Origin of the sequence: Streptococcus sp. HMSC061D10 (genome assembly GCF_001808865.1) — a bacterium.
In the GTDB taxonomy this organism is placed as follows: Bacteria; Bacillota; Bacilli; order Lactobacillales; family Streptococcaceae; genus Streptococcus.
This window is the reverse complement of the sequence record NZ_KV794997.1, coordinates 158,453-176,651: the sequence shown is the minus strand read 5'-3', so window position 1 is coordinate 176,651 and position 18,199 is coordinate 158,453. Positions and strand designations below refer to the sequence as shown.

Annotated in this window: 17 protein-coding genes; 12 read left to right on the top strand and 5 right to left on the bottom strand. The window is 39.4% G+C overall.

The window, feature by feature from the left end; translation table 11 throughout:
* The first annotated feature begins 13 nt into the window (after nucleotides 1-13).
* The 5 genes from holA (at nucleotide 14) to HMPREF2728_RS02280 (ending at nucleotide 4,228) form a co-directional block, all read left to right on the top strand.
* Nucleotides 14-1,051 (top strand): DNA polymerase III subunit delta, encoded by a 1,038-nt coding sequence (gene holA / locus HMPREF2728_RS02300; protein WP_075226926.1) that lies wholly within the window; start codon nucleotides 14-16, stop codon nucleotides 1,049-1,051.
* 69 nt (nucleotides 1,052-1,120) lie between these two features.
* The gene (sodA, locus tag HMPREF2728_RS02295) at nucleotides 1,121-1,726 is read left to right on the top strand and encodes a superoxide dismutase SodA (RefSeq protein WP_006150800.1); all 606 of its coding nucleotides are present in this window, start codon (nucleotides 1,121-1,123) and stop codon (nucleotides 1,724-1,726) included.
* Between the two features lie 255 nt (nucleotides 1,727-1,981).
* The gene (locus tag HMPREF2728_RS02290) at nucleotides 1,982-2,890 is read left to right on the top strand and encodes a LysR family transcriptional regulator (protein WP_006150820.1); all 909 of its coding nucleotides are present in this window, start codon (nucleotides 1,982-1,984) and stop codon (nucleotides 2,888-2,890) included.
* Nucleotides 2,887-3,348 (top strand): signal peptidase II, encoded by a 462-nt coding sequence (gene lspA, locus HMPREF2728_RS02285; RefSeq protein WP_006150827.1) that lies wholly within the window; start codon nucleotides 2,887-2,889, stop codon nucleotides 3,346-3,348. Before HMPREF2728_RS02290 ends, lspA begins: the two co-directional genes overlap by 4 nt.
* Nucleotides 3,338-4,228 (top strand): RluA family pseudouridine synthase, encoded by an 891-nt coding sequence (locus HMPREF2728_RS02280; RefSeq protein WP_075226925.1) that lies wholly within the window; start codon nucleotides 3,338-3,340, stop codon nucleotides 4,226-4,228. The genes lspA and HMPREF2728_RS02280 overlap by 11 nt, the downstream gene beginning before the upstream one ends.
* A 27-nt stretch (nucleotides 4,229-4,255) precedes the next feature.
* Here HMPREF2728_RS02280 and ffh read toward each other — a convergent pair whose 3' ends face one another.
* From ffh to HMPREF2728_RS02265, 3 genes are read right to left on the bottom strand one after another with little or no spacing between them, the layout of a single operon-like run.
* Nucleotides 4,256-5,821, bottom strand: coding sequence for a signal recognition particle protein (ffh, locus tag HMPREF2728_RS02275; RefSeq protein ID WP_000863579.1), 1,566 nt, complete (start codon nucleotides 5,819-5,821; stop codon nucleotides 4,256-4,258).
* A 20-nt stretch (nucleotides 5,822-5,841) separates the two neighbouring features.
* Nucleotides 5,842-6,057 (bottom strand): 2-oxoglutarate:acceptor oxidoreductase, encoded by a 216-nt coding sequence (locus tag HMPREF2728_RS02270; protein ID WP_075226924.1) that lies wholly within the window; start codon nucleotides 6,055-6,057, stop codon nucleotides 5,842-5,844.
* Nucleotides 6,058-6,059: 2 nt separating this feature from the next.
* Nucleotides 6,060-6,392 (bottom strand): putative DNA-binding protein, encoded by a 333-nt coding sequence (locus HMPREF2728_RS02265; protein ID WP_049503199.1) that lies wholly within the window; start codon nucleotides 6,390-6,392, stop codon nucleotides 6,060-6,062.
* Nucleotides 6,393-6,545: 153 nt separating this feature from the next.
* Here HMPREF2728_RS02265 and rnc point away from each other — a divergent pair, with 153 nt between their 5' ends.
* From rnc to HMPREF2728_RS02245, 4 genes are all read left to right on the top strand, one after another.
* Complete coding sequence (rnc, locus tag HMPREF2728_RS02260) at nucleotides 6,546-7,244, top strand: ribonuclease III (protein WP_000661075.1); 699 nt, start codon at nucleotides 6,546-6,548, stop codon at nucleotides 7,242-7,244.
* Complete coding sequence (smc, locus tag HMPREF2728_RS02255) at nucleotides 7,235-10,774, top strand: chromosome segregation protein SMC (protein WP_075226923.1); 3,540 nt, start codon at nucleotides 7,235-7,237, stop codon at nucleotides 10,772-10,774. Before rnc ends, smc begins: the two co-directional genes overlap by 10 nt.
* 88 nt (nucleotides 10,775-10,862) lie before the next feature.
* A complete protein-coding gene (locus HMPREF2728_RS02250; protein ID WP_049530871.1) occupies nucleotides 10,863-11,522 on the top strand; it encodes a trimeric intracellular cation channel family protein in 660 nt (219 codons plus the stop codon).
* 172 nt (nucleotides 11,523-11,694) lie between these two features.
* Complete coding sequence (locus HMPREF2728_RS02245) at nucleotides 11,695-12,273, top strand: HD domain-containing protein (protein ID WP_060955577.1); 579 nt, start codon at nucleotides 11,695-11,697, stop codon at nucleotides 12,271-12,273.
* A gap of 225 nt (nucleotides 12,274-12,498) precedes the next feature.
* On the opposite strand, the gene HMPREF2728_RS02240 is transcribed toward HMPREF2728_RS02245, so the two are convergent.
* A complete protein-coding gene (locus HMPREF2728_RS02240; protein WP_000136624.1) occupies nucleotides 12,499-12,966 on the bottom strand; it encodes an 8-oxo-dGTP diphosphatase in 468 nt (155 codons plus the stop codon).
* Nucleotides 12,967-13,299: 333 nt separating this feature from the next.
* Between HMPREF2728_RS02240 and HMPREF2728_RS02235 the strand changes: the two genes are divergently transcribed.
* Genes HMPREF2728_RS02235 through ftsY form a run of 3 tightly spaced genes read left to right on the top strand, consistent with a single transcriptional unit; the run spans nucleotide 13,300 to nucleotide 16,364 of the window.
* Complete coding sequence (locus HMPREF2728_RS02235) at nucleotides 13,300-14,091, top strand: Cof-type HAD-IIB family hydrolase (RefSeq protein WP_075226922.1); 792 nt, start codon at nucleotides 13,300-13,302, stop codon at nucleotides 14,089-14,091.
* Nucleotides 14,091-14,909 carry a Cof-type HAD-IIB family hydrolase gene (locus HMPREF2728_RS02230; protein ID WP_075226921.1) on the top strand — a complete coding sequence of 273 codons (819 nt, stop codon included), beginning with the start codon at nucleotides 14,091-14,093 and terminating at the stop codon, nucleotides 14,907-14,909. The genes HMPREF2728_RS02235 and HMPREF2728_RS02230 overlap by 1 nt, the downstream gene beginning before the upstream one ends.
* Nucleotides 14,910-14,912: 3 nt before the next feature.
* A complete protein-coding gene (ftsY, locus tag HMPREF2728_RS02225) occupies nucleotides 14,913-16,364 on the top strand; it encodes a signal recognition particle-docking protein FtsY (RefSeq protein ID WP_075226920.1) in 1,452 nt (483 codons plus the stop codon).
* A gap of 39 nt (nucleotides 16,365-16,403) precedes the next feature.
* Here the strand turns inward: ftsY and zwf are convergent, their stop codons facing one another.
* Complete coding sequence (gene zwf / locus HMPREF2728_RS02220; RefSeq protein WP_075226919.1) at nucleotides 16,404-17,891, bottom strand: glucose-6-phosphate dehydrogenase; 1,488 nt, start codon at nucleotides 17,889-17,891, stop codon at nucleotides 16,404-16,406.
* Between the last annotated feature and the right edge of the window lie 308 nt (nucleotides 17,892-18,199).

The window sequence follows — 18,199 nt, the reverse complement described above, 5'->3', positions numbered from 1 at the left end:
GAGAGGAGAATAGATGCTAGCCATAGAAGAAAGCCGAAAGCTATCCCTATCAAATTTACCTAGTTTGACCCTGTTTACAGGGGCTGATCAAGGACAGTACGACATCATGAAAACTCAGGTTCTAAAGCAAATCGGTTATGATCCTGCAGATTTGAACTTTGCTTATTTTGACATGAAAGAAGTAGACTACAAAAGCTTGGAACTAGAGCTGGTCAGTCTTCCTTTCTTTGCGGATGAAAAGATTGTTATTTTAGATCATTTTCTCGATATAACGACAGCTAAAAAACGCTATCTAAGTGATGATGAACTTAAGTCTTTCGAAGATTATCTGGAAAATCCTTTACCTTCTAGTAAACTAGTCATTTTTGCTGAAGGAAAGTTGGATAGTAAGAGACGTTTGGTCAAATTGCTCAAGCGGGATGCGACAGTTTTTGAAGCCATAGAGCCAAAAGAGCAAGAAATACGAGCTTATTTTCAAAAGTGGGCTCAGGAACAAGGACTTACGTTTGATGGAAAATCCTTCGAGCAGTTGCTTATCAAATCAGGTTTTCAATTCAGTGAAATTCAAAAAAATCTACTCTTCCTACAGGCCTACAAAGATAATGGTGATATTACAGAAGAAGACATTGTTGAAGCCATACCAAAGACTTTGCAGGATAATATCTTTGATTTAACCCAATTGATTTTAGGGAAGAAAATCGATCAGGCACGTGATTTAGTCAAGGACTTGACCTTACAGGGAGAAGATGAGATTAAACTGATTGCCATAATGCTGGGGCAGTTCAGACTCTACACACAGGTAAAAATATTGCAAGAGTCTGGTCAGACAGAATCTCAGATGGTCAGCAGTTTAGGTCACTATCTTGGTCGCAATCCTAATCCTTACCAAATCAAATTTGCCCTTCGTGACACACGAGCTTTGTCCTTGAATTTCTTACAGGATTCTATCCGTTATCTTATCCACGTAGATTATCAAATTAAGACAGGTGTATACGAGAAAGGCTACCTGTTTGAGAAGGCTTTATTGCAGATTGCAAGCCAGTCAAATTGAGCAAATAACTTGAAAAAATAGGTTGTTTGCGTTATAATTTTTATATAAAAAGAAAAAGAGGTATTACAGATGGCTATTATCTTACCAGATCTTCCATACGCTTACGATGCATTGGAACCATACATTGATGCTGAAACAATGCACTTGCACCATGACAAACACCACCAAACATACGTAAACAACGCAAACGCAGCTCTTGAAAAACACCCTGAAATTGGTGAAGACCTCGAAGCATTGCTTGCAGATGTTGAATCTATCCCAGCTGATATTCGTCAAGCGCTTATCAACAACGGTGGTGGACACTTGAACCACGCTCTTTTCTGGGAATTGATGACTCCTGAAAAGACAGCTCCTTCAGCAGAACTTGCAGCAGCAATCGATGAAACTTTCGGTTCATTCGAAGAATTCCAAGCAGCTTTCACTGCAGCAGCAACGACTCGTTTCGGTTCTGGATGGGCATGGTTGGTCGTTAACAAAGAAGGTAAGCTTGAAGTGACTTCAACAGCAAACCAAGACACACCAATCTCAGAAGGTAAGAAACCAATCTTGGGCTTGGACGTTTGGGAACATGCTTACTACGTGAAATACCGCAACGTTCGTCCTGACTACATCAAAGCTTTCTTCTCAGTGATCAACTGGAATAAAGTAGACGAGCTTTACGCAGCAGCTAAATAATATGAACACTAACACCTTTGGTTAGAATTTTTCTAACTTGAAAGGTGTTTTTTGTTTGCTTTTCTTAGAAGTAATACTCAATGAAAATCAAATAGCAAACTAGGAAACTAGCCGCAGGCTGTACTTGAGTACGGCAAGGCGACGTTGACACGGTTTGAATTTGATTTTCGAAGAGTATAACTGTCTTATGATTTTCCTTTGTTGGATAGGCTCGATTTATGGTATAATGATAAGATAGAAATCGAAGGAGAAATCATGAATATTCAACAATTACGCTACGTTGTAGCTATTGCTAATAGTGGTACTTTTCGTGAAGCAGCTGAGAAGATGTACGTTAGCCAACCCAGTCTATCTATTTCTGTAAGAGACCTGGAAAAAGAACTTGGCTTCAAGATTTTCCGCAGAACTAGTTCTGGAACTTTCCTTACACGTCGTGGGATGGAATTTTATGAAAAGGCACAAGAGTTGGTTAAAGGATTTGATGTTTTCCAAAATCAGTATGCCAATCCTGAAGAGGAGAAGGATGAGTTTTCAATAGCCAGCCAGCACTATGATTTCTTGCCACCAACCATTACAGCATTTTCACAACAATATCCTGAATATAAAAATTTCCGTATTTTTGAATCTACAACTGTTCAAATTTTGGATGAAGTAGCCCAAGGACATAGTGAGATTGGGATTATTTACCTCAATAATCAAAACCAAAAGGGAATTATGCAACGGGTTGAAAAGTTAGGACTTGAAGTAATTGAATTAATTCCTTTCCAGACGCATATCTATCTGCGTGAAGGTCATCCATTAGCCAAGAAAAAAGAGTTGGTCATGGAAGATCTAGTTGATTTGCCAACAGTTCGATTCACACAAGAGAAGGATGAATATCTCTATTACTCAGAAAACTTTGTGGATACAAGTGCCAGCTCTCAGATGTTTAACGTAACAGACCGAGCTACTTTAAATGGAATTCTTGAAAGAACAAATGCTTATGCGACTGGTTCTGGATTCTTAGATAGCGATAGTGTGAACGGAATTACGGTTATTCCATTAAATGATAATCTCAATAATCGCATGGTTTATGTGAAACGTGAAGAAGTAGACTTGAGCCAAGCGGGAACCTTATTTGTAGAAGTGATGCAAGAGTATTTTGATCAGAAGAGGAAAGCATGAAAAAAAGAGGAATAGTAGCAGGGATTATAGCAGCCTTGATTGTCTTAGATCAATTGGTAAAGTCTTATGTCGTTCAAAATATTGCTCTTGGTGAAATCAAGTCATGGATCCCAAATCTAGTCAGTTTAACCTATCTACAAAATAGAGGAGCTGCCTTTTCGATGCTTCAAGATCAACAGTGGTTTTTTGCAGTGATAACTCTAGTAGTTATGGTAGGAGCTATTTGGTATTTGCATAAGCATATAGAGGATTCCTTCTGGACTGTCTTTGGATTGGTTTTGATTATTGCAGGTGGCCTTGGGAACTTTATCGATCGCATCAGTCAAGGATTCGTTGTGGATATGTTTCACTTAGACTTTATCAATTTTGCGATTTTCAATGTGGCTGATAGTTATCTGACAGTAGGAGTAGTTGTGTTATTAATTGCAATGCTAAAAGAGGAAATGAATGGAAATTAAAATTGAAACCGGCGGGGTACGTTTAGATAAGGCTTTGTCCGATTTGACAGAATTGTCTCGTAGTCTCGCCAATGAACAAATCAAGTCGGGTCAGGTCTTGGTCAATGGTCAGGTCAAAAAAGCCAAGTATACGGTCCAAGAGGGCGATGTCGTTACTTATCAGGTGCCAGAACCAGAGGTTTTGGAGTATGTAGCTGAAGATATTCCTCTAGAAATCATTTATCAAGATGAGGATGTAGCAGTAGTTAACAAGCCTCAAGGGATGGTTGTTCATCCAAGTGCTGGTCATACCAGTGGTACCTTGGTTAATGCCCTTATGTACCACATCAAGGACCTATCAGGCATCAATGGTGTCTTGCGTCCAGGGATTGTCCATCGTATTGATAAAGATACATCTGGACTCTTGATGATTGCTAAAAACGATGATGCCCATTTAGCACTAGCTCAAGAATTGAAGGACAAGAAGTCTCTTCGTAAATATTGGGCCATCGTTCATGGTAATCTTCCAAACGACCGTGGAGTCATTGAGGCGCCGATTGGTCGTAGCGAAAAAGACCGTAAGAAACAAGCTGTGACTGCCAAAGGAAAACCAGCAGTGACCCGTTTCCAGGTCTTGGAACGTTTCGGTGACTATTCTTTATTAGAGTTGCAACTGGAAACAGGACGAACTCACCAAATCCGTGTACACATGGCTTATATCGGTCATCCAGTCGCTGGTGATGAGGTATATGGACCTCGTAAAACCTTGAAAGGACATGGGCAATTTCTTCATGCCAAGACTCTTGGATTTACCCATCCAAGAACTGGGGAAACGCTGGAATTTACTTCTGAAATTCCAACTATCTTTAAAGAGACTTTGGAGAAACTTCGAAATAACTAAACAAAAAAGGACTCAATTGAGTCCTTTTTATTTGCGTTTTTTCTTAGCTTTTTTCATTTTATTGGCCATGCGTTTCATGGATTGCTTCATAGCAAATTCACCGATTTTACCCTTGAGACCTCCACCGAACATCTGACTCATATCTGGCATTCCTGCTCCACCAAGAGCTGAAAGGTCAGGCATACCACCTTGTCCCATCATACCTTCAAGGGCAGACATATCCATACCCCCAGGCATATTTTTAGGAAGGTTGTTAGGGTTGATGCCCATCTGTTTCATCATCTTGTTCATGTCACCAGACATGACACCTTGCATGAGTTGTTTAGCTTGGTTGAAGTCCTTGATGAACTTGTTGACTTCGATAAAGGTATTACCAGAACCAGCAGCGATACGGCGACGGCGACTTGGAGTCAACAAATCTGGATTTTCACGTTCTTCTGGAGTCATAGAAGATACGATAGCACGTTTGCGAGCAATTTGTTTTTCATCCACCTTCATATTTTGAAGGGCAGGATTGTTGGCCATACCAGGAATCATCTTGAGCAAATCTTCCATTGGCCCCATATTTTGTACCTGATCCAACTGATCGATGAAATCGTTGAAATCAAAGGTATTTTCCCGCATCTTTTCAGCCATTTCAAGAGCTTTTTGCTCATCGTATTCTTGGGAAGCTTTCTCAATCAGAGTCAGCATATCCCCCATACCGAGAATACGGCTAGCCATACGGTCTGGGTGGAAGGTTTCAATGTCGGTAATCTTTTCACCAGTACCAGTGAATTTGATTGGTTTTCCAGTGATGTGACGAACAGAAAGGGCCGCACCACCACGAGTATCCCCGTCAATCTTGGTAAGGATGACACCGGTAACTTCTAATTGAGCGTTAAATTCACGCGCAACGTTTGCAGCTTCCTGACCGATCATGGCATCGATGACCAAGAGAATCTCATTTGGTTGAGCAAGTGCTTTTACATCACGGAGCTCATTCATGAGAAGTTCGTCAATTTGCAAACGACCTGCCGTATCGATCAAAACATAGTCGTTATGGTTAGCTTTCGCTTGCTCCAAACCTTGGCGAACAATCTCCACTGCAGGAACTTCAGTACCAAGAGCAAAGACAGGTACATCAATTTGTTGTCCCAGTGTTTTAAGCTGGTCGATAGCAGCAGGACGATAGATATCGGCCGCAATCATCAAAGGACGAGCATCCTCTTCCTTTTTAAGTTTGTTAGCAAGTTTACCTGCAAAAGTTGTTTTACCAGCCCCTTGCAAACCAACCATCATGATGATTGTAGGAATCTTAGGAGACTTGATAATCTCAGCTGTGTCTGAACCAAGAACCTCCGTCAATTCTTCATTGACAATCTTGATGATTTGTTGGGCTGGATTGAGGGTATCAATCACTTCATGTCCGACGGCCCGTTCGCGAACCTTCTTGATAAAGTCTTTGACAACAGGTAAAGCAACGTCGGCTTCTAAAAGAGCCAGACGAATTTCTTTGGTTGCTTCTTGGATATCGCTCTCTGTAATTTTTCCTTTTTTACGAAGATTTTTAAAGACGTTCTGCAAACGTTCTGTTAAATTTTCAAATGCCATTTTTTTCTCCTATTATTAAATCAATTCGGTGGAAATCGTCCAAAATCTTGTAAAGAGACAAGTTCTTCTGGAGTGACTTCTTTCATTATTTCAGTTGGATAACCCCAACAGCTAAAACCTATTTGCATAGCTTTGGAGATATCATTGGGCGAGATAATCTGTAGTCGACTAGGAAATGGTTCCTCTGCAGCTAATAGTTTGCAAGGTATTCCTTTATAGACAACAAGATTTTCCATGATTACTCCCTATTATCAATACTGGTCAAAATCTCAATTTGCTCTTGTAGAAAACTGTCTTCTGGGTAGCGCTCCAAAATCTGGTCAAAAATCTGACCGCGAACAATGTAATCAGAGTACATATGGAGCTTCATCTCATAGTCTTCCAAAATCTTTTCAGTTCGCTTGATATTGTCATAAACAGCCTGACGACTAACACCGAATTCTTCAGCGATTTCAGCTAAACTATAGTCGTCTGCATAGTAGAGTTCGATATAGTTCATCTGCTTATCAGTTAAAAGAGCTGCATAAAATTCAAACAGAGCATTCATTCGATTGGTTTTTTCAATTTCCATAAGATTTATTATACCAAAAAAAAGCCCAATTCGCTAGCTAGGGGCTGATTTTAGCTATAAGTTAGAAAATGAGCTTTTCACTGTTCTTTTCTGACTATGAAGCCTTTTTTTGATATAATGGATAGGATTATAATGATTTAGAGAGAGGTAGTCATGAAAGAATTAGAATCAGTGTTACAAGACCGTTTTGAGCTTGTTTTTACAGATAAAAGCTTACTTGAAACAGCTTTTACCCATACCAGTTATGCCAATGAGCACCGCCTCTTAAAAATTTCACACAACGAACGCTTGGAATTTTTAGGAGACGCTGTTCTGCAATTATTGATTTCAGAATATCTGTTTAAAAAATACCCTAAAAAACCAGAAGGAGACTTGTCAAAACTCCGTGCTATGATTGTCCGTGAGGAGAGTTTGGCTGGTTTTGCCCGTGATTGTCAGTTTGACCAGTTTATCAAGCTTGGTAAGGGGGAGGAAAAGTCTGGTGGTCGTAACCGAGACACGATCTTGGGTGACGCTTTTGAAGCCTTTTTGGGTGCTCTGCTTTTAGACAAGGATATAAAGACTGTAAAAACCTTTATCTACCAAGTCATGATTCCTAAGGTTGAAGCTGGCGATTTTGAGATGATCAAGGATTATAAGACTCACCTTCAAGAATTGCTCCAAGTTAATGGAGATGTTGATATTCGTTATCAGGTGATTTCAGAGATTGGGCCAGCCCATGATAAGATGTTTGAGGTTGAAGTACTTGTTGAGGGGCAAAGTCTAGGTTCAGGTAAAGGACGCTCTAAAAAATTGGCCGAGCAGGAAGCCGCTAAAAATGCAGTTGAGAAAGGGCTGGATTCATGTATTTAAAGGAAATTGAGATCCAAGGGTTTAAGTCCTTTGCTGACAAGACCAAGGTTGTTTTTGACCAAGGGGTGACGGCAGTTGTAGGACCAAATGGCTCTGGGAAATCAAATATCACTGAAAGCCTCCGTTGGGCACTTGGTGAATCTAGTGTCAAGAGTCTTCGTGGCGGGAAGATGCCTGATGTCATCTTTGCAGGAACGGAAAGTCGAAAGCCTCTAAACTACGCTTCTGTTATTGTTACTTTGGATAACCAAGATGGCTTTATCAAGGATGCAGGCCAGGAAATCAAGGTGGAACGTCATATCTATCGTAGTGGAGATAGTGAGTACAAGATAGACGGGAAAAAAGTTCGTCTCCGTGATATCCATGACCTTTTCTTAGATACTGGTCTCGGACGTGATTCTTTCTCCATCATTTCCCAAGGGAAGGTCGAAGAAATCTTCAATTCAAAACCTGAGGAACGTCGCGCTATTTTTGAAGAAGCGGCTGGAGTTTTGAAGTATAAAACCCGTCGAAAAGAGACAGAAAGCAAGCTTCAACAAACTCAGGACAATCTAGACCGTTTAGAAGACATCATCTATGAGCTGGACAATCAAATTAAGCCCTTGGAAAAACAAGCAGCAACAGCTCGTAAATTTATTGAACTAGATAGCCAACGTAAAGCTATCTACTTAGATGTTTTGGTTGCTCAGATTCAAGCCAATAAGGCTGAATTGGATCTAACAGAAGAAGAATTAAACCAAGTCCAAGAACTTTTAACCGGTTATTATCAAAAACGTCAAGAGCTAGAAGAAGAAAATCAAACTCTCAAAAAGAAACGTCATGATTTGCAGGCTGAGATGTCCAATGACCAGTCAAGCCTGATGGATTTGACTGCTCTAATCAGTGATTTGGAACGGAAATTGGCCTTGTCTAAGCTGGAGACAGAGCAGGTTGCTCTCAATCAACAAGAGGCTCAAGCTCGTTTAGCTAGTTTGGATGAAAAGAGAAATGCTCTCATTCAAGAGAAGGAAGAGAAAGAAGCCAATCTTCATCAGCTAGAAGAAAATTTAGCTGTCAATACGAAGGAACTCAATCGTTTAGAAGCAGAATTATTAGCTTTTTCTGATGATCCAGACCAGATGATTGAGCAACTGCGTGAGCGCTTTGTTGCTTTCTTGCAGGAAGAAGCGGATGTCTCTAACCAGTTGACACGGATTGAAAATGACCTTGAAAATAGTCGCCAACAGACTCAAAAGCAAGAAGAACAATTGGAGTCCTTGAAGGAACAATTAGCTTCTGCTAAATCTAAGGCTGCTGAGCAAGAAGCTGCCCTTAAATCAGCAAAAGAAAAAGTACAGACCTTGCTTGCTGACTATCAGACCAATGCCAAGCAAGAAGAAGAACAAAAGCAGGCTTATCAAAGCCAGCAAAATCAACTCTTTGACCGTTTGGATAGCCTGAAAAACAAACAGGCCAAGGCGCAAAGTTTGGAGAACATTCTTAAAAACCATAGCAATTTTTATGCAGGTGTTAAGAGTGTACTACAAGAAAAAAATCGCTTGGGCGGTATTATTGGAGCAGTCAGTGAACATTTAACCTTTGATGTTCATTATCAAACAGCCCTTGAGATTGCTCTCGGCGCAAGTAGCCAACACATCATCGTTGAAGACGAACAGGCAGCGACTAAAGCTATCGACTTCCTAAAAAGAAATCGAGCCGGTCGTGCGACTTTCCTACCTTTGACAACCATTAAGGCTCGTAGCATTTCAGGTCAGAATCAAGATGTGATTGCCTCAAGTCCAGGTTTTCTTGGTATGGCAGATGAACTGGTTACCTTTGATGCTAAGCATGAAGCTATTTTTAAAAACTTGCTAGCTTCGACAGCAATCTTTGATACGGTAGAGCATGCGCGTGATGCTGCTCGTAAGGTACGTTATCAAGTTCGTATGGTAACCCTAGATGGTACAGAATTGCGTACAGGTGGTTCTTATGCTGGTGGTGCCAATCGTCAAAATAACAGCATTTTCATCAAACCTGAATTAGAGCAGTTGCAAAAAGAAATCGCTCAAGAAGAAAAGCTTCTTCGTCAAGAGGAAGAAAATCTGAAAACTGTTCAAGAAGACTTGACAGCCCTCAGTCAAACTTTGGAGACTATTAAGTCTCAAGGAGAGCAAGCTCGAATAGAGGAGCAAGGCTTATATCTGGCTTATCAACAAACTTGCCAACAAGTCGAAGAACTCGAAACGCTTTTAGAACTTCAGGAAAAAGAATTAAACAATCTCAGAGGTGGAGATTGGCAAGCTGAAAAAGAAAAATGCCAAGAACGTCTCTCAATCATCGCAACTGAAAAGCAAAAACTGGAATCCGAAATTGAAGAAATCAAGTCCAATAAAAATGCGATTCAAGAACGTTATCAAAGCTTGCAGGATAAACTTTCCCAAGAACGTCTGCTCAAAACAGAAATGATAGGGCAAAAACGTTATGAAGTTGCAGATATTGAACGGATTAACAAAGAGCTTGAATACCTTGATATGGAGCAAGATGAAATCGAACGTCTTCTCCAAGAAAAGGTAGACAATCTTGAAAAGGTTGATACAGAACTTTTGACCAAGCAGGAAACAGAAGCCAAGAGTCAGAAGGAAGAAATTCAACAAGGGCTCATTCGTAAGCAGTTTGAACTGGATGATATTGAAGGTCAATTGGATGATATAGCCAGTCATTTAGAACAAGCTCGTCAGCAAAATGAAGAATGGATTCGTAAGCAAACACGAGCGGAAGCGACCAAAGAGAAAATCACGGACCGCCTTCGCTATCTTCAAGGTCAACTGACTGAAGAATACCAGATTAGTTATACGGAAGCTTTAGAACAAGCCAATACCTTAGAAGATTTGGCTGTCGCTGAACAAGAGGTTAAGGATTTAGAAAAATCCATTCGTTCACTTGGTCCAGTCAATTTGGATGCTATTGAACAGTTTGACGAAGTTCACGAACGCTTGGAATTCTTGAATAGTCAGCGTGATGACATTCTTTCTGCTAAAAACTTACTTCTTGAAACCATTACAGAGATGAATGATGAAGTGAAAGAACGCTTTAAGTCAACATTCGAAGCTATTCGTGAGTCCTTTAAGGTGACCTTTAAGCAGATGTTTGGTGGCGGTCAAGCGGATCTAATCTTGACCGAGGGAGATTTATTGACAGCAGGTGTTGAAATCTCTGTTCAACCGCCAGGTAAGAAAATCCAATCTCTCAACCTCATGAGTGGTGGAGAGAAGGCCTTGTCAGCTCTTGCTTTGCTTTTCTCAATCATTCGTGTCAAGACCATTCCATTTGTTATTTTGGATGAAGTAGAGGCTGCACTCGATGAAGCTAACGTTAAACGCTTTGGAGATTATCTCAACCGATTTGACAAGGATAGCCAGTTTATCGTCGTTACCCACCGTAAGGGTACCATGGCGGCCGCAGACTCTATCTATGGGGTGACCATGCAAGAATCTGGTGTCTCTAAGATTGTGTCTGTTAAACTAAAAGACTTAGAGAATATGGATGCTTAGTTTGTTTTCGATACAACATTTCAAGCTAAAGTATTTAGAATGACCTTCAAGAAGTCGGAGGGTTACAAAAATAAATTGAGGAGCTTATATGGATTTCGATCTATTCCTAATGATCTGTAATTATATTGGGACTATAGCCTTTGCTGCTTCAGGTGCTATCAAAGGATTTGGTAAACGATTAGATATTTTTGGAATTAGTTTATTGGCAATTGTAACGGCAGTAGGCGGAGGGATTTTGAGAGATTCTATTATCAGTCGTTTTCCTTCCTCTCTTGCTGATCCCAGCCCGATTTATGTCTCTATCCTTGTAGCGGTTATCATGTATGTCTTTGTAACTTCAAAACAGGCCAATGCTAGTCATGAAAAAAAGTTCTATAAGTGGCTGAGAGAAGCTTACCTCATCTTTGACTCCATTGGGCTGATTATCTTTTCCTTGATTGGAGCGACAGCCTTAGTGGATAGTAAGCTAAATTTGATGTCTGCAGGTCTTTTAGCCTGCTTAACTGGTGCTGGTGGAGGTATTATCCGAGACCTCCTGATCAATGAAGTACCAAGTGTTCTAAAAGAAGATATTTATGCCCTTCTATCTTTCGTAATTGGAGTTATTTATTATTGGTTGGCCTTTGTCCTTCACTTTCCAAGAATCACTGTCTTTATCATTGTTTCTATTGTTGGTTTTGTGATTCGACTCTGCATCATTAAATTCCGACTCTCTTTGCCAAATATGGATAAGAGAACCTTGAATTGATGAATGGCTGAAAGTTTGATTCTAAACCCGTAAATAAGTTTAAAATAGTCATTTTATCAGCGTCTAATCTCATGTGGATTAGGCGTTATTTTTTTGCAAATACGGGAAATTAATGATGTAAAGATTAATTTTTGCTATTATATTTGTAATTTAGAATAAGGTAGGAATAGCAATGAGTAATTTGAAACATTCAGTTGATTTTATTAAAGAAATAGAGAAATTAAAGTCAGTGACAAGATTTAATAGAACTCTTGATGGCAGATTTGAAAATAGTGCCGAGCATTCCTGGCAGGGTGCCATAGCTGCGATGGTTCTTCAAGATTATTATCCTAAAAAATTGGATATGGAAAAAGTGATTCCTATGTTATTGATTCATGATTTAGGTGAGATTTATGCCGGAGATACTTGGGTTTTTGATGATGAAAAAAAGCTTCATTCTCATGATAAAGAACTAGCATCTATAGAAAAAACAATGAGCCTCCTTCCAGAAGAGAAATATTTGAATATGAAAAATTTGTGGTTGGAATTTGAAAAAGGGCAGAGTGCTGAAGCAAGATATGCAAGAGTGATCGACGCCTTGGTACCACTGATAAATCACTTAGAAGTGTCAGAATTCAATTATAATCCTGATAATATCAGTGCAGAAATGGTATTAGAAAAGAAAAAGTTCATAAAAAGTGAATCGGAAGAATTATGGAAATTGACGGAAGACTTGATTCAGGAAAGTGTGGAAAAGGGCTTATATTTTTAATAACAGTTAGCCCAATAGAAGATAGAATTTTAACCGGAGAATGGAAATATATATGATTAAACTTGTCACAACTGAAATCGGAATAAGGAAATTGATACAGTAAAATACAAAGAAAGCCTTGGAAACAGCTTATTCCAAGGCTTTTTAGCTATCTATAGATATAAGGAAAAAGTTGTTAGAGTAGATGATTTTTATTAGATAGCCTTGATTATACCGTAGAGAATATTAGTCAAATAAAATTGTTTTGTTTTCACTAATGCATTTTTTATTATCATCCCAATAGTTAATACTTTCAAAGCTTCCTTTTCTTAAATAAAGTGGTAGCCTTTTTCTTATTTCATCTTGCATTGGTATTTTATCAATATCTTTTAGATTCCACCATTTTGGCTCACCTTCAGCAGATGTGCTTAGTTCACCAGTAAACTGAGTACATAAAAAGTCATAGAAGACAAATCTCTCATTACCAATTGAATTAGTAAAGCCTGAAATTCCTTTTAATTCAAGATTTAATGCAGTGAGTCCAGTTTCTTCCTTTAGTTCCCGTAATGCAGCTTCAAAAAAACTTTCAGGGAATTCAACTTTTCCCCCCGGTGGAATCCAGCCAGGAAAATTATCGTGCTGTCTATTAAGTAATAAAATTTCTTGATTTTTCAAAACGCAAATATTAACCCAGTTTTTGATTTTTTCAGTCATATTATTAACCTCCAACAAGTATTTTTTCATAAGCAAGATTATATGTCAAGAACTATATACTATTTATGGTTGTGACAAATGTATCTCAGCCAAAGATTGATAATTTTTACGCAATAGCTGATGAACTCTCAGAATAGACTTCAATCAAGAATTTTGGAAGAAAAGTGTTGAGAGGTTGGATATAAAAGAAGATAAGCAAATCAGCCTGGCCTTTAAATTGGCCCTACGGGATTATTTATAGAAGACAAGGGCGTGTCAATTCGGCACGTCTTTTTTTACTTTTTCTATGGTATAATAGAAGGTAGATTTATTAATTGGAGTATGAAGAATTTTATGATTAAATTAGTAGCAACGGATATGGACGGTACTTTTTTGGATGGTGCCGGTCAATTTGATATGGAGCGTCTGAAAAAGTTGCTCCATTCTTATAAAGAAAAAGGAATCTATTTTGCTGTTGCATCTGGTCGTGGGCTTTTGTCACTTGAAAAGCATTTTGCGGATGTCAAAGATGAGATAATCTTTATTGCTGAAAATGGTAGTTTGGTTCGTTTTCATGGAGAGGACCTTTATGAAGCAACCATGCCTCGTGATTTTTACCTATCAACATTTGAAAAGCTAAAGACTTCACCTTATTTTGATGAGAAGAAGATGCTCTTGACTGGTAAGAAAGCTTGTTATGTATTAGACACAGTAGACGAAACCTATCTTATGTTTAGCCATCATTACAATGAAAATATCAAAAAAGTAGCTAGTTTAGAAGATATTACCGATGAGATTTTCAAATTCACAACTAACTTTACTGAAGAGACAGTAGAAGCCGGAGAAGCTTGGGTTAATGAACATGTGCCTGGTGTTAAGGCTATGACGACAGGCTTTGAATCCATTGACATCGTTTTAGACCATGTTGACAAGGGAGTTGCTATTGTCGAATTGACCAAGAAGTTAAATCTTGATATGGACCAGGTGATGGCCTTTGGTGATAATCTTAATGACCTGCACATGATGCAAGTTGTAGGGCACCCGGTAGCACCTGAAAATGCTCGTCCAGAGATTTTAGAACTAGCTGAAACAGTTATCGGACATCACAAAGACCAATCAGTTATTGCTTATATGGAGGGATTGTAATGGCAGATATTAAATTAATTGCCCTAGACTTAGATGGGACTTTGCTGACGACAGACAAGAAATTGACTGATCGTACTAAGGCAACTTTAAAGGCTGCGCGTGATCAGGGAGTCAAAGTGGTACTGACAACTGGACGTCCCCTCAAGGCTATGGATTTCTTCCTCAAAGAGCTTGGAACAGACGGCCATGATGACGAGTATACTATCACCTTTAATGGTGGATTGGTTCAGAAAAATACGGGTGAAATCCTCGATAAGACAGTATTCTCTATTGATGATGTGACACGTATTTACGAGGAAACTGAAAAACTAGGCATTCCTTTAGATGCCATTTCAGAAGGTACAGTTTACCAAATCCAATCAGATCAAGAAAGTCTGTATGCTAAATTTAATCCTGCTCTGACTTTTGTTCCAATTGACTTTGAAGATTTGTCTAGTCAGATGACCTACAACAAATGTGTGACCGCTTTTGCCCAAGAACCACTGGATGCCGCAATTGCTAATATTTCACCAGACTTGTTTAACAATTATGAAATTTTTAAATCTCGCGACATGCTTTTGGAATGGTCACCAAAGAACGTTCATAAGGCTACTGGATTAGCTAAATTGATCGACCATCTAGGAATTGACCAAAGTCAAGTGATGGCTTGTGGAGATGAGGCCAATGACCTTTCCATGATTGAATGGGCAGGACTCGGTGTTGCTATGCAAAATGCTGTGCCTGAGGTCAAGGAAGTTGCAAATGTAGTCACCCCTATGACCAATGACGAGGAAGCTGTTACCTGGGCCATTGAAAAATATGTACTGAAGGAGAACTAAAGCATGGGATTATTTGACCGTTTATTTGGTAGAAAAGAAGAACCAAAAATCGAAGAAGTCGTTAAAGAAGCTTTGGAAAACTTGGATCTGACAGAACCTGGCGACGAAGTTGAAGCACTTGGAACTGAAGAATTTGAAGTGAAAAATACTGAAGAAATCGACCAAAGTTCAGAATTTGATGAAACTTATTCTAAAGAAGCTAGTGAGTCGGAAGAACCAGTAGCAGAAACAACTCTAGAAACAGTTGAACCAATAGCAACTCCTCAGGAAGAAATTCAGCTTGAAAAAGAAACTGAGTGTCATTGTTGTCAGGAAGAGTCAGAATCAACAGAAGTTGAAGAAACTGAAGCCAGCTCTCGAGAAGTAGTGGAATTTGTTGCAGAAGAACCTGAGTCACCAGTCGAAGAAGTAGCTTCAAGTGATAGCGACGATGAAGAAGCTAATCAAGCTCAATCAGACGAAACGGAAGCAGACACTTCTCAAGAAGTGGAAGAAGATCTAGTAATCGAAGAAATTCCTCAAGTCCAAGAGACTGTACAGGAAAAATATGACCGTAGTCTCAAGAAAACTCGTACGGGATTTGGTGCTCGTTTGAATGCCTTCTTTGCTAACTTCCGCTCTGTTGATGAAGAATTCTTCGAAGAACTAGAAGAACTCTTAATCATGAGTGACGTTGGTGTACAGGTAGCTTCAAACTTAACAGAAGAGCTACGTTACGAAGCTAAACTTGAAAACGCCAAGAAACCAGATGCCCTCCGTCGTGTGATCATTGAAAAATTGGTAGAGCTCTACGAAAAAGATGGACAATACAATGAAAGCATTAACTTCCAAGATGGTTTGACAGTTATGCTCTTTGTAGGTGTCAATGGAGTCGGCAAAACAACATCTATTGGTAAGCTTGCTCACCGTTACAAACAAGCTGGCAAGAAAGTCATGCTGGTTGCTGCAGACACCTTCCGTGCTGGTGCAGTTGCTCAATTAGCTGAATGGGGACGTCGTGTGGATGTTCCAGTGGTTACAGGACCAGAAAAAGCTGATCCAGCCAGTGTTGTCTTTGATGGGATGGAACGAGCAGTAGCAGAAGGTGTTGATATTCTCATGATTGATACAGCTGGCCGTTTACAAAACAAGGAAAACTTGATGGCAGAGTTGGAAAAAATTGGTCGCATCATTAAACGTGTCGTTCCAGAAGCTCCACATGAAACCTTCCTAGCTCTGGATGCCTCAACAGGACAAAACGCTCTTGTACAAGCCAAAGAGTTTTCAAAAATTACTCCTGTTACAGGAATTGTCTTAACCAAAATTGATGGAACTGCCCGAGGTGGTGTCGTTCTTGCTATTCGTGAAGAACTGAATATCCCTGTTAAGTTAATTGGTTTTGGTGAAAAAATCGATGATATCGGTGAATTCAATTCTGAGAACTTTATGAAAGGCCTTCTAGAAGGTTTGATATAAAAGAAAATCCTGCAAGAATTCTTGCAGGATTGTTTTTGATTATTCTAATCGACCATCCTTACGATAGGCGATATCTGGTTGCCAAGTCCACTCAGCTCCGTATTTTTCAAGGAGTTCAAAGCTAGCTTGAGGTCCCATGCTACCAGCCTTGTAGTCATGGAGTGGAGCACCGTTTTCAGCCCAAAGCTTTTCAATACGGTCAATCAATTTCCATGAGGCACTCACTTCATCCCAATGGCTAAAGTTAGTTGAATTATTGTTCAAAACATCATAGATCAGTTTTTCATATGGATCTGGTGAAGCACCTGTAGCAGTCGCATCTGTTCGATAGTCAAGAGAATTTGGCGCAAGGCTAAACTCTTCTCCTACCTTTTTACCGTTAAGACTGAGAGAGAAACCTTCAGTTGGTTGGATATAGATGGTAAGCACGTTTGGTGCTAGAGGCTCTCCGAAAATGGAATCCATTTGCTTGAAGACAATGTTTACGTGTGTTCCTTTTTCAGTGAGGCGTTTCCCTGTACGGAAGAAGAAAGGTACATCACGGAAGCGATCAGTATTTACAAAGAAGGCCCCTGAAGCAAAGGTTTCTGTCATAGATTCAGGGTTAACATTTGGTTCACTACGGTAAGAGATGTATTTCATGCCATCAACTTTACCAGAACGATATTGACCACGGATGAATTGCTCTTTGAGTTCCTCATCTGTAGGGTGGTAAAGATTTTTAAAGACTTTGATTTTCTCTGCGCGAATATCATCCTTGGTAAAGCTTGCTGGCTTGTCCATAGCAAGGAGTGACAGAAGTTGGAGGGTATGGTTTTGAACCATGTCTCGTAGGGCACCAGATTCATCATAGTAGCCACCACGCTCTTCAACACCTAGGCGCTCTGCAAAGGTAATCTGTACGTTATCGATGTGTTCACGATTCCAAACATTTTCAAAAATCATATTGGCAAAGCGAATGGCAAAAATACTTTGAATCATTTCTTTACCGAGATAGTGGTCGATACGATAGATTTGCTCTTCGTTAAAAGTAGCTAGGAGTTCTTCGTTTAGTTTGCTTGCGGTCTCATAGTCTGTTCCAAAAGGTTTCTCAACGATCAAACGTTCAAAGCCTTTACCATCAACAATTTGCTCTGATTTGAGGTGTTTGGCGATGGTACCAAAGAACTGAGGTGCCATTGAGAGGAAGAAGAGCTTGTTGTGCTCAGTCTGATATTTTTCGTTTAATTCAGCCTGAAGCTTGCGTAATTCGATATAGTGCTCAGTGTCATTAACATCGTGGCTTTGATAGTAAAAATGACTCGCAAATGCTTGAGCTTCTTCCACACTATCTGCCAAGTCTAAAATAGATTCGACAACGACAGATTCAAAATATTCCTTACTCCAAGGTCTACGAGCAGTTCCAATAACAGCAAAATGATCAGATAGATTACCACATTTGTAAAGTCTAAAAAGTGAAGGGTAGAGCTTGCGTTTAGCCAAATCTCCACTTGCACCGAAAATTGTAACAATAACTTTTGATGACATCTAGCTACCTAATTTCTATTTTGTTTCCTAGTTAGACTAGGCATGAGGAGTCCCCATTTTTCATATCCTTTATTTTATCATAATTTTCTAAAAAATCCAAAAATCCAATACGTCTATATTAAGAGTCTGGGCAAAAACTTAATTTAATACTCTTCGAAAATCAAATTCAAACCACGTCAGCGTCGCCTTACCGTACTCAAGTACAGCTTGCGGCTTTTCCTAGTTTGCTCTTTGATTTTCATTGAGTATTAGGAGCAACCGAAGTAAATCTTTCCACAATAAAACGCATAATATCAAGTTTTTTATAC

Coding starts and splice junctions, on each gene's coding strand:
- ftsY (WP_075226920.1), top strand. CDS start 14,913: ATGGGATTATTTGACCGTTTATTTGGTAGAAAAGAAGAACCAAAAATC.
- zwf (WP_075226919.1), bottom strand. CDS start 17,891: ATGTCATCAAAAGTTATTGTTACAATTTTCGGTGCAAGTGGAGATTTG.
- HMPREF2728_RS02250 (WP_049530871.1), top strand. CDS start 10,863: ATGGATTTCGATCTATTCCTAATGATCTGTAATTATATTGGGACTATA.
- rnc (WP_000661075.1), top strand. CDS start 6,546: ATGAAAGAATTAGAATCAGTGTTACAAGACCGTTTTGAGCTTGTTTTT.
- HMPREF2728_RS02280 (WP_075226925.1), top strand. CDS start 3,338: ATGGAAATTAAAATTGAAACCGGCGGGGTACGTTTAGATAAGGCTTTG.
- HMPREF2728_RS02240 (WP_000136624.1), bottom strand. CDS start 12,966: ATGACTGAAAAAATCAAAAACTGGGTTAATATTTGCGTTTTGAAAAAT.
- HMPREF2728_RS02265 (WP_049503199.1), bottom strand. CDS start 6,392: ATGGAAATTGAAAAAACCAATCGAATGAATGCTCTGTTTGAATTTTAT.
- lspA (WP_006150827.1), top strand. CDS start 2,887: ATGAAAAAAAGAGGAATAGTAGCAGGGATTATAGCAGCCTTGATTGTC.
- smc (WP_075226923.1), top strand. CDS start 7,235: ATGTATTTAAAGGAAATTGAGATCCAAGGGTTTAAGTCCTTTGCTGAC.
- HMPREF2728_RS02290 (WP_006150820.1), top strand. CDS start 1,982: ATGAATATTCAACAATTACGCTACGTTGTAGCTATTGCTAATAGTGGT.
- HMPREF2728_RS02230 (WP_075226921.1), top strand. CDS start 14,091: ATGGCAGATATTAAATTAATTGCCCTAGACTTAGATGGGACTTTGCTG.
- HMPREF2728_RS02270 (WP_075226924.1), bottom strand. CDS start 6,057: ATGGAAAATCTTGTTGTCTATAAAGGAATACCTTGCAAACTATTAGCT.
- ffh (WP_000863579.1), bottom strand. CDS start 5,821: ATGGCATTTGAAAATTTAACAGAACGTTTGCAGAACGTCTTTAAAAAT.
- HMPREF2728_RS02235 (WP_075226922.1), top strand. CDS start 13,300: ATGATTAAATTAGTAGCAACGGATATGGACGGTACTTTTTTGGATGGT.
- sodA (WP_006150800.1), top strand. CDS start 1,121: ATGGCTATTATCTTACCAGATCTTCCATACGCTTACGATGCATTGGAA.
- holA (WP_075226926.1), top strand. CDS start 14: ATGCTAGCCATAGAAGAAAGCCGAAAGCTATCCCTATCAAATTTACCT.
- HMPREF2728_RS02245 (WP_060955577.1), top strand. CDS start 11,695: ATGAGTAATTTGAAACATTCAGTTGATTTTATTAAAGAAATAGAGAAA.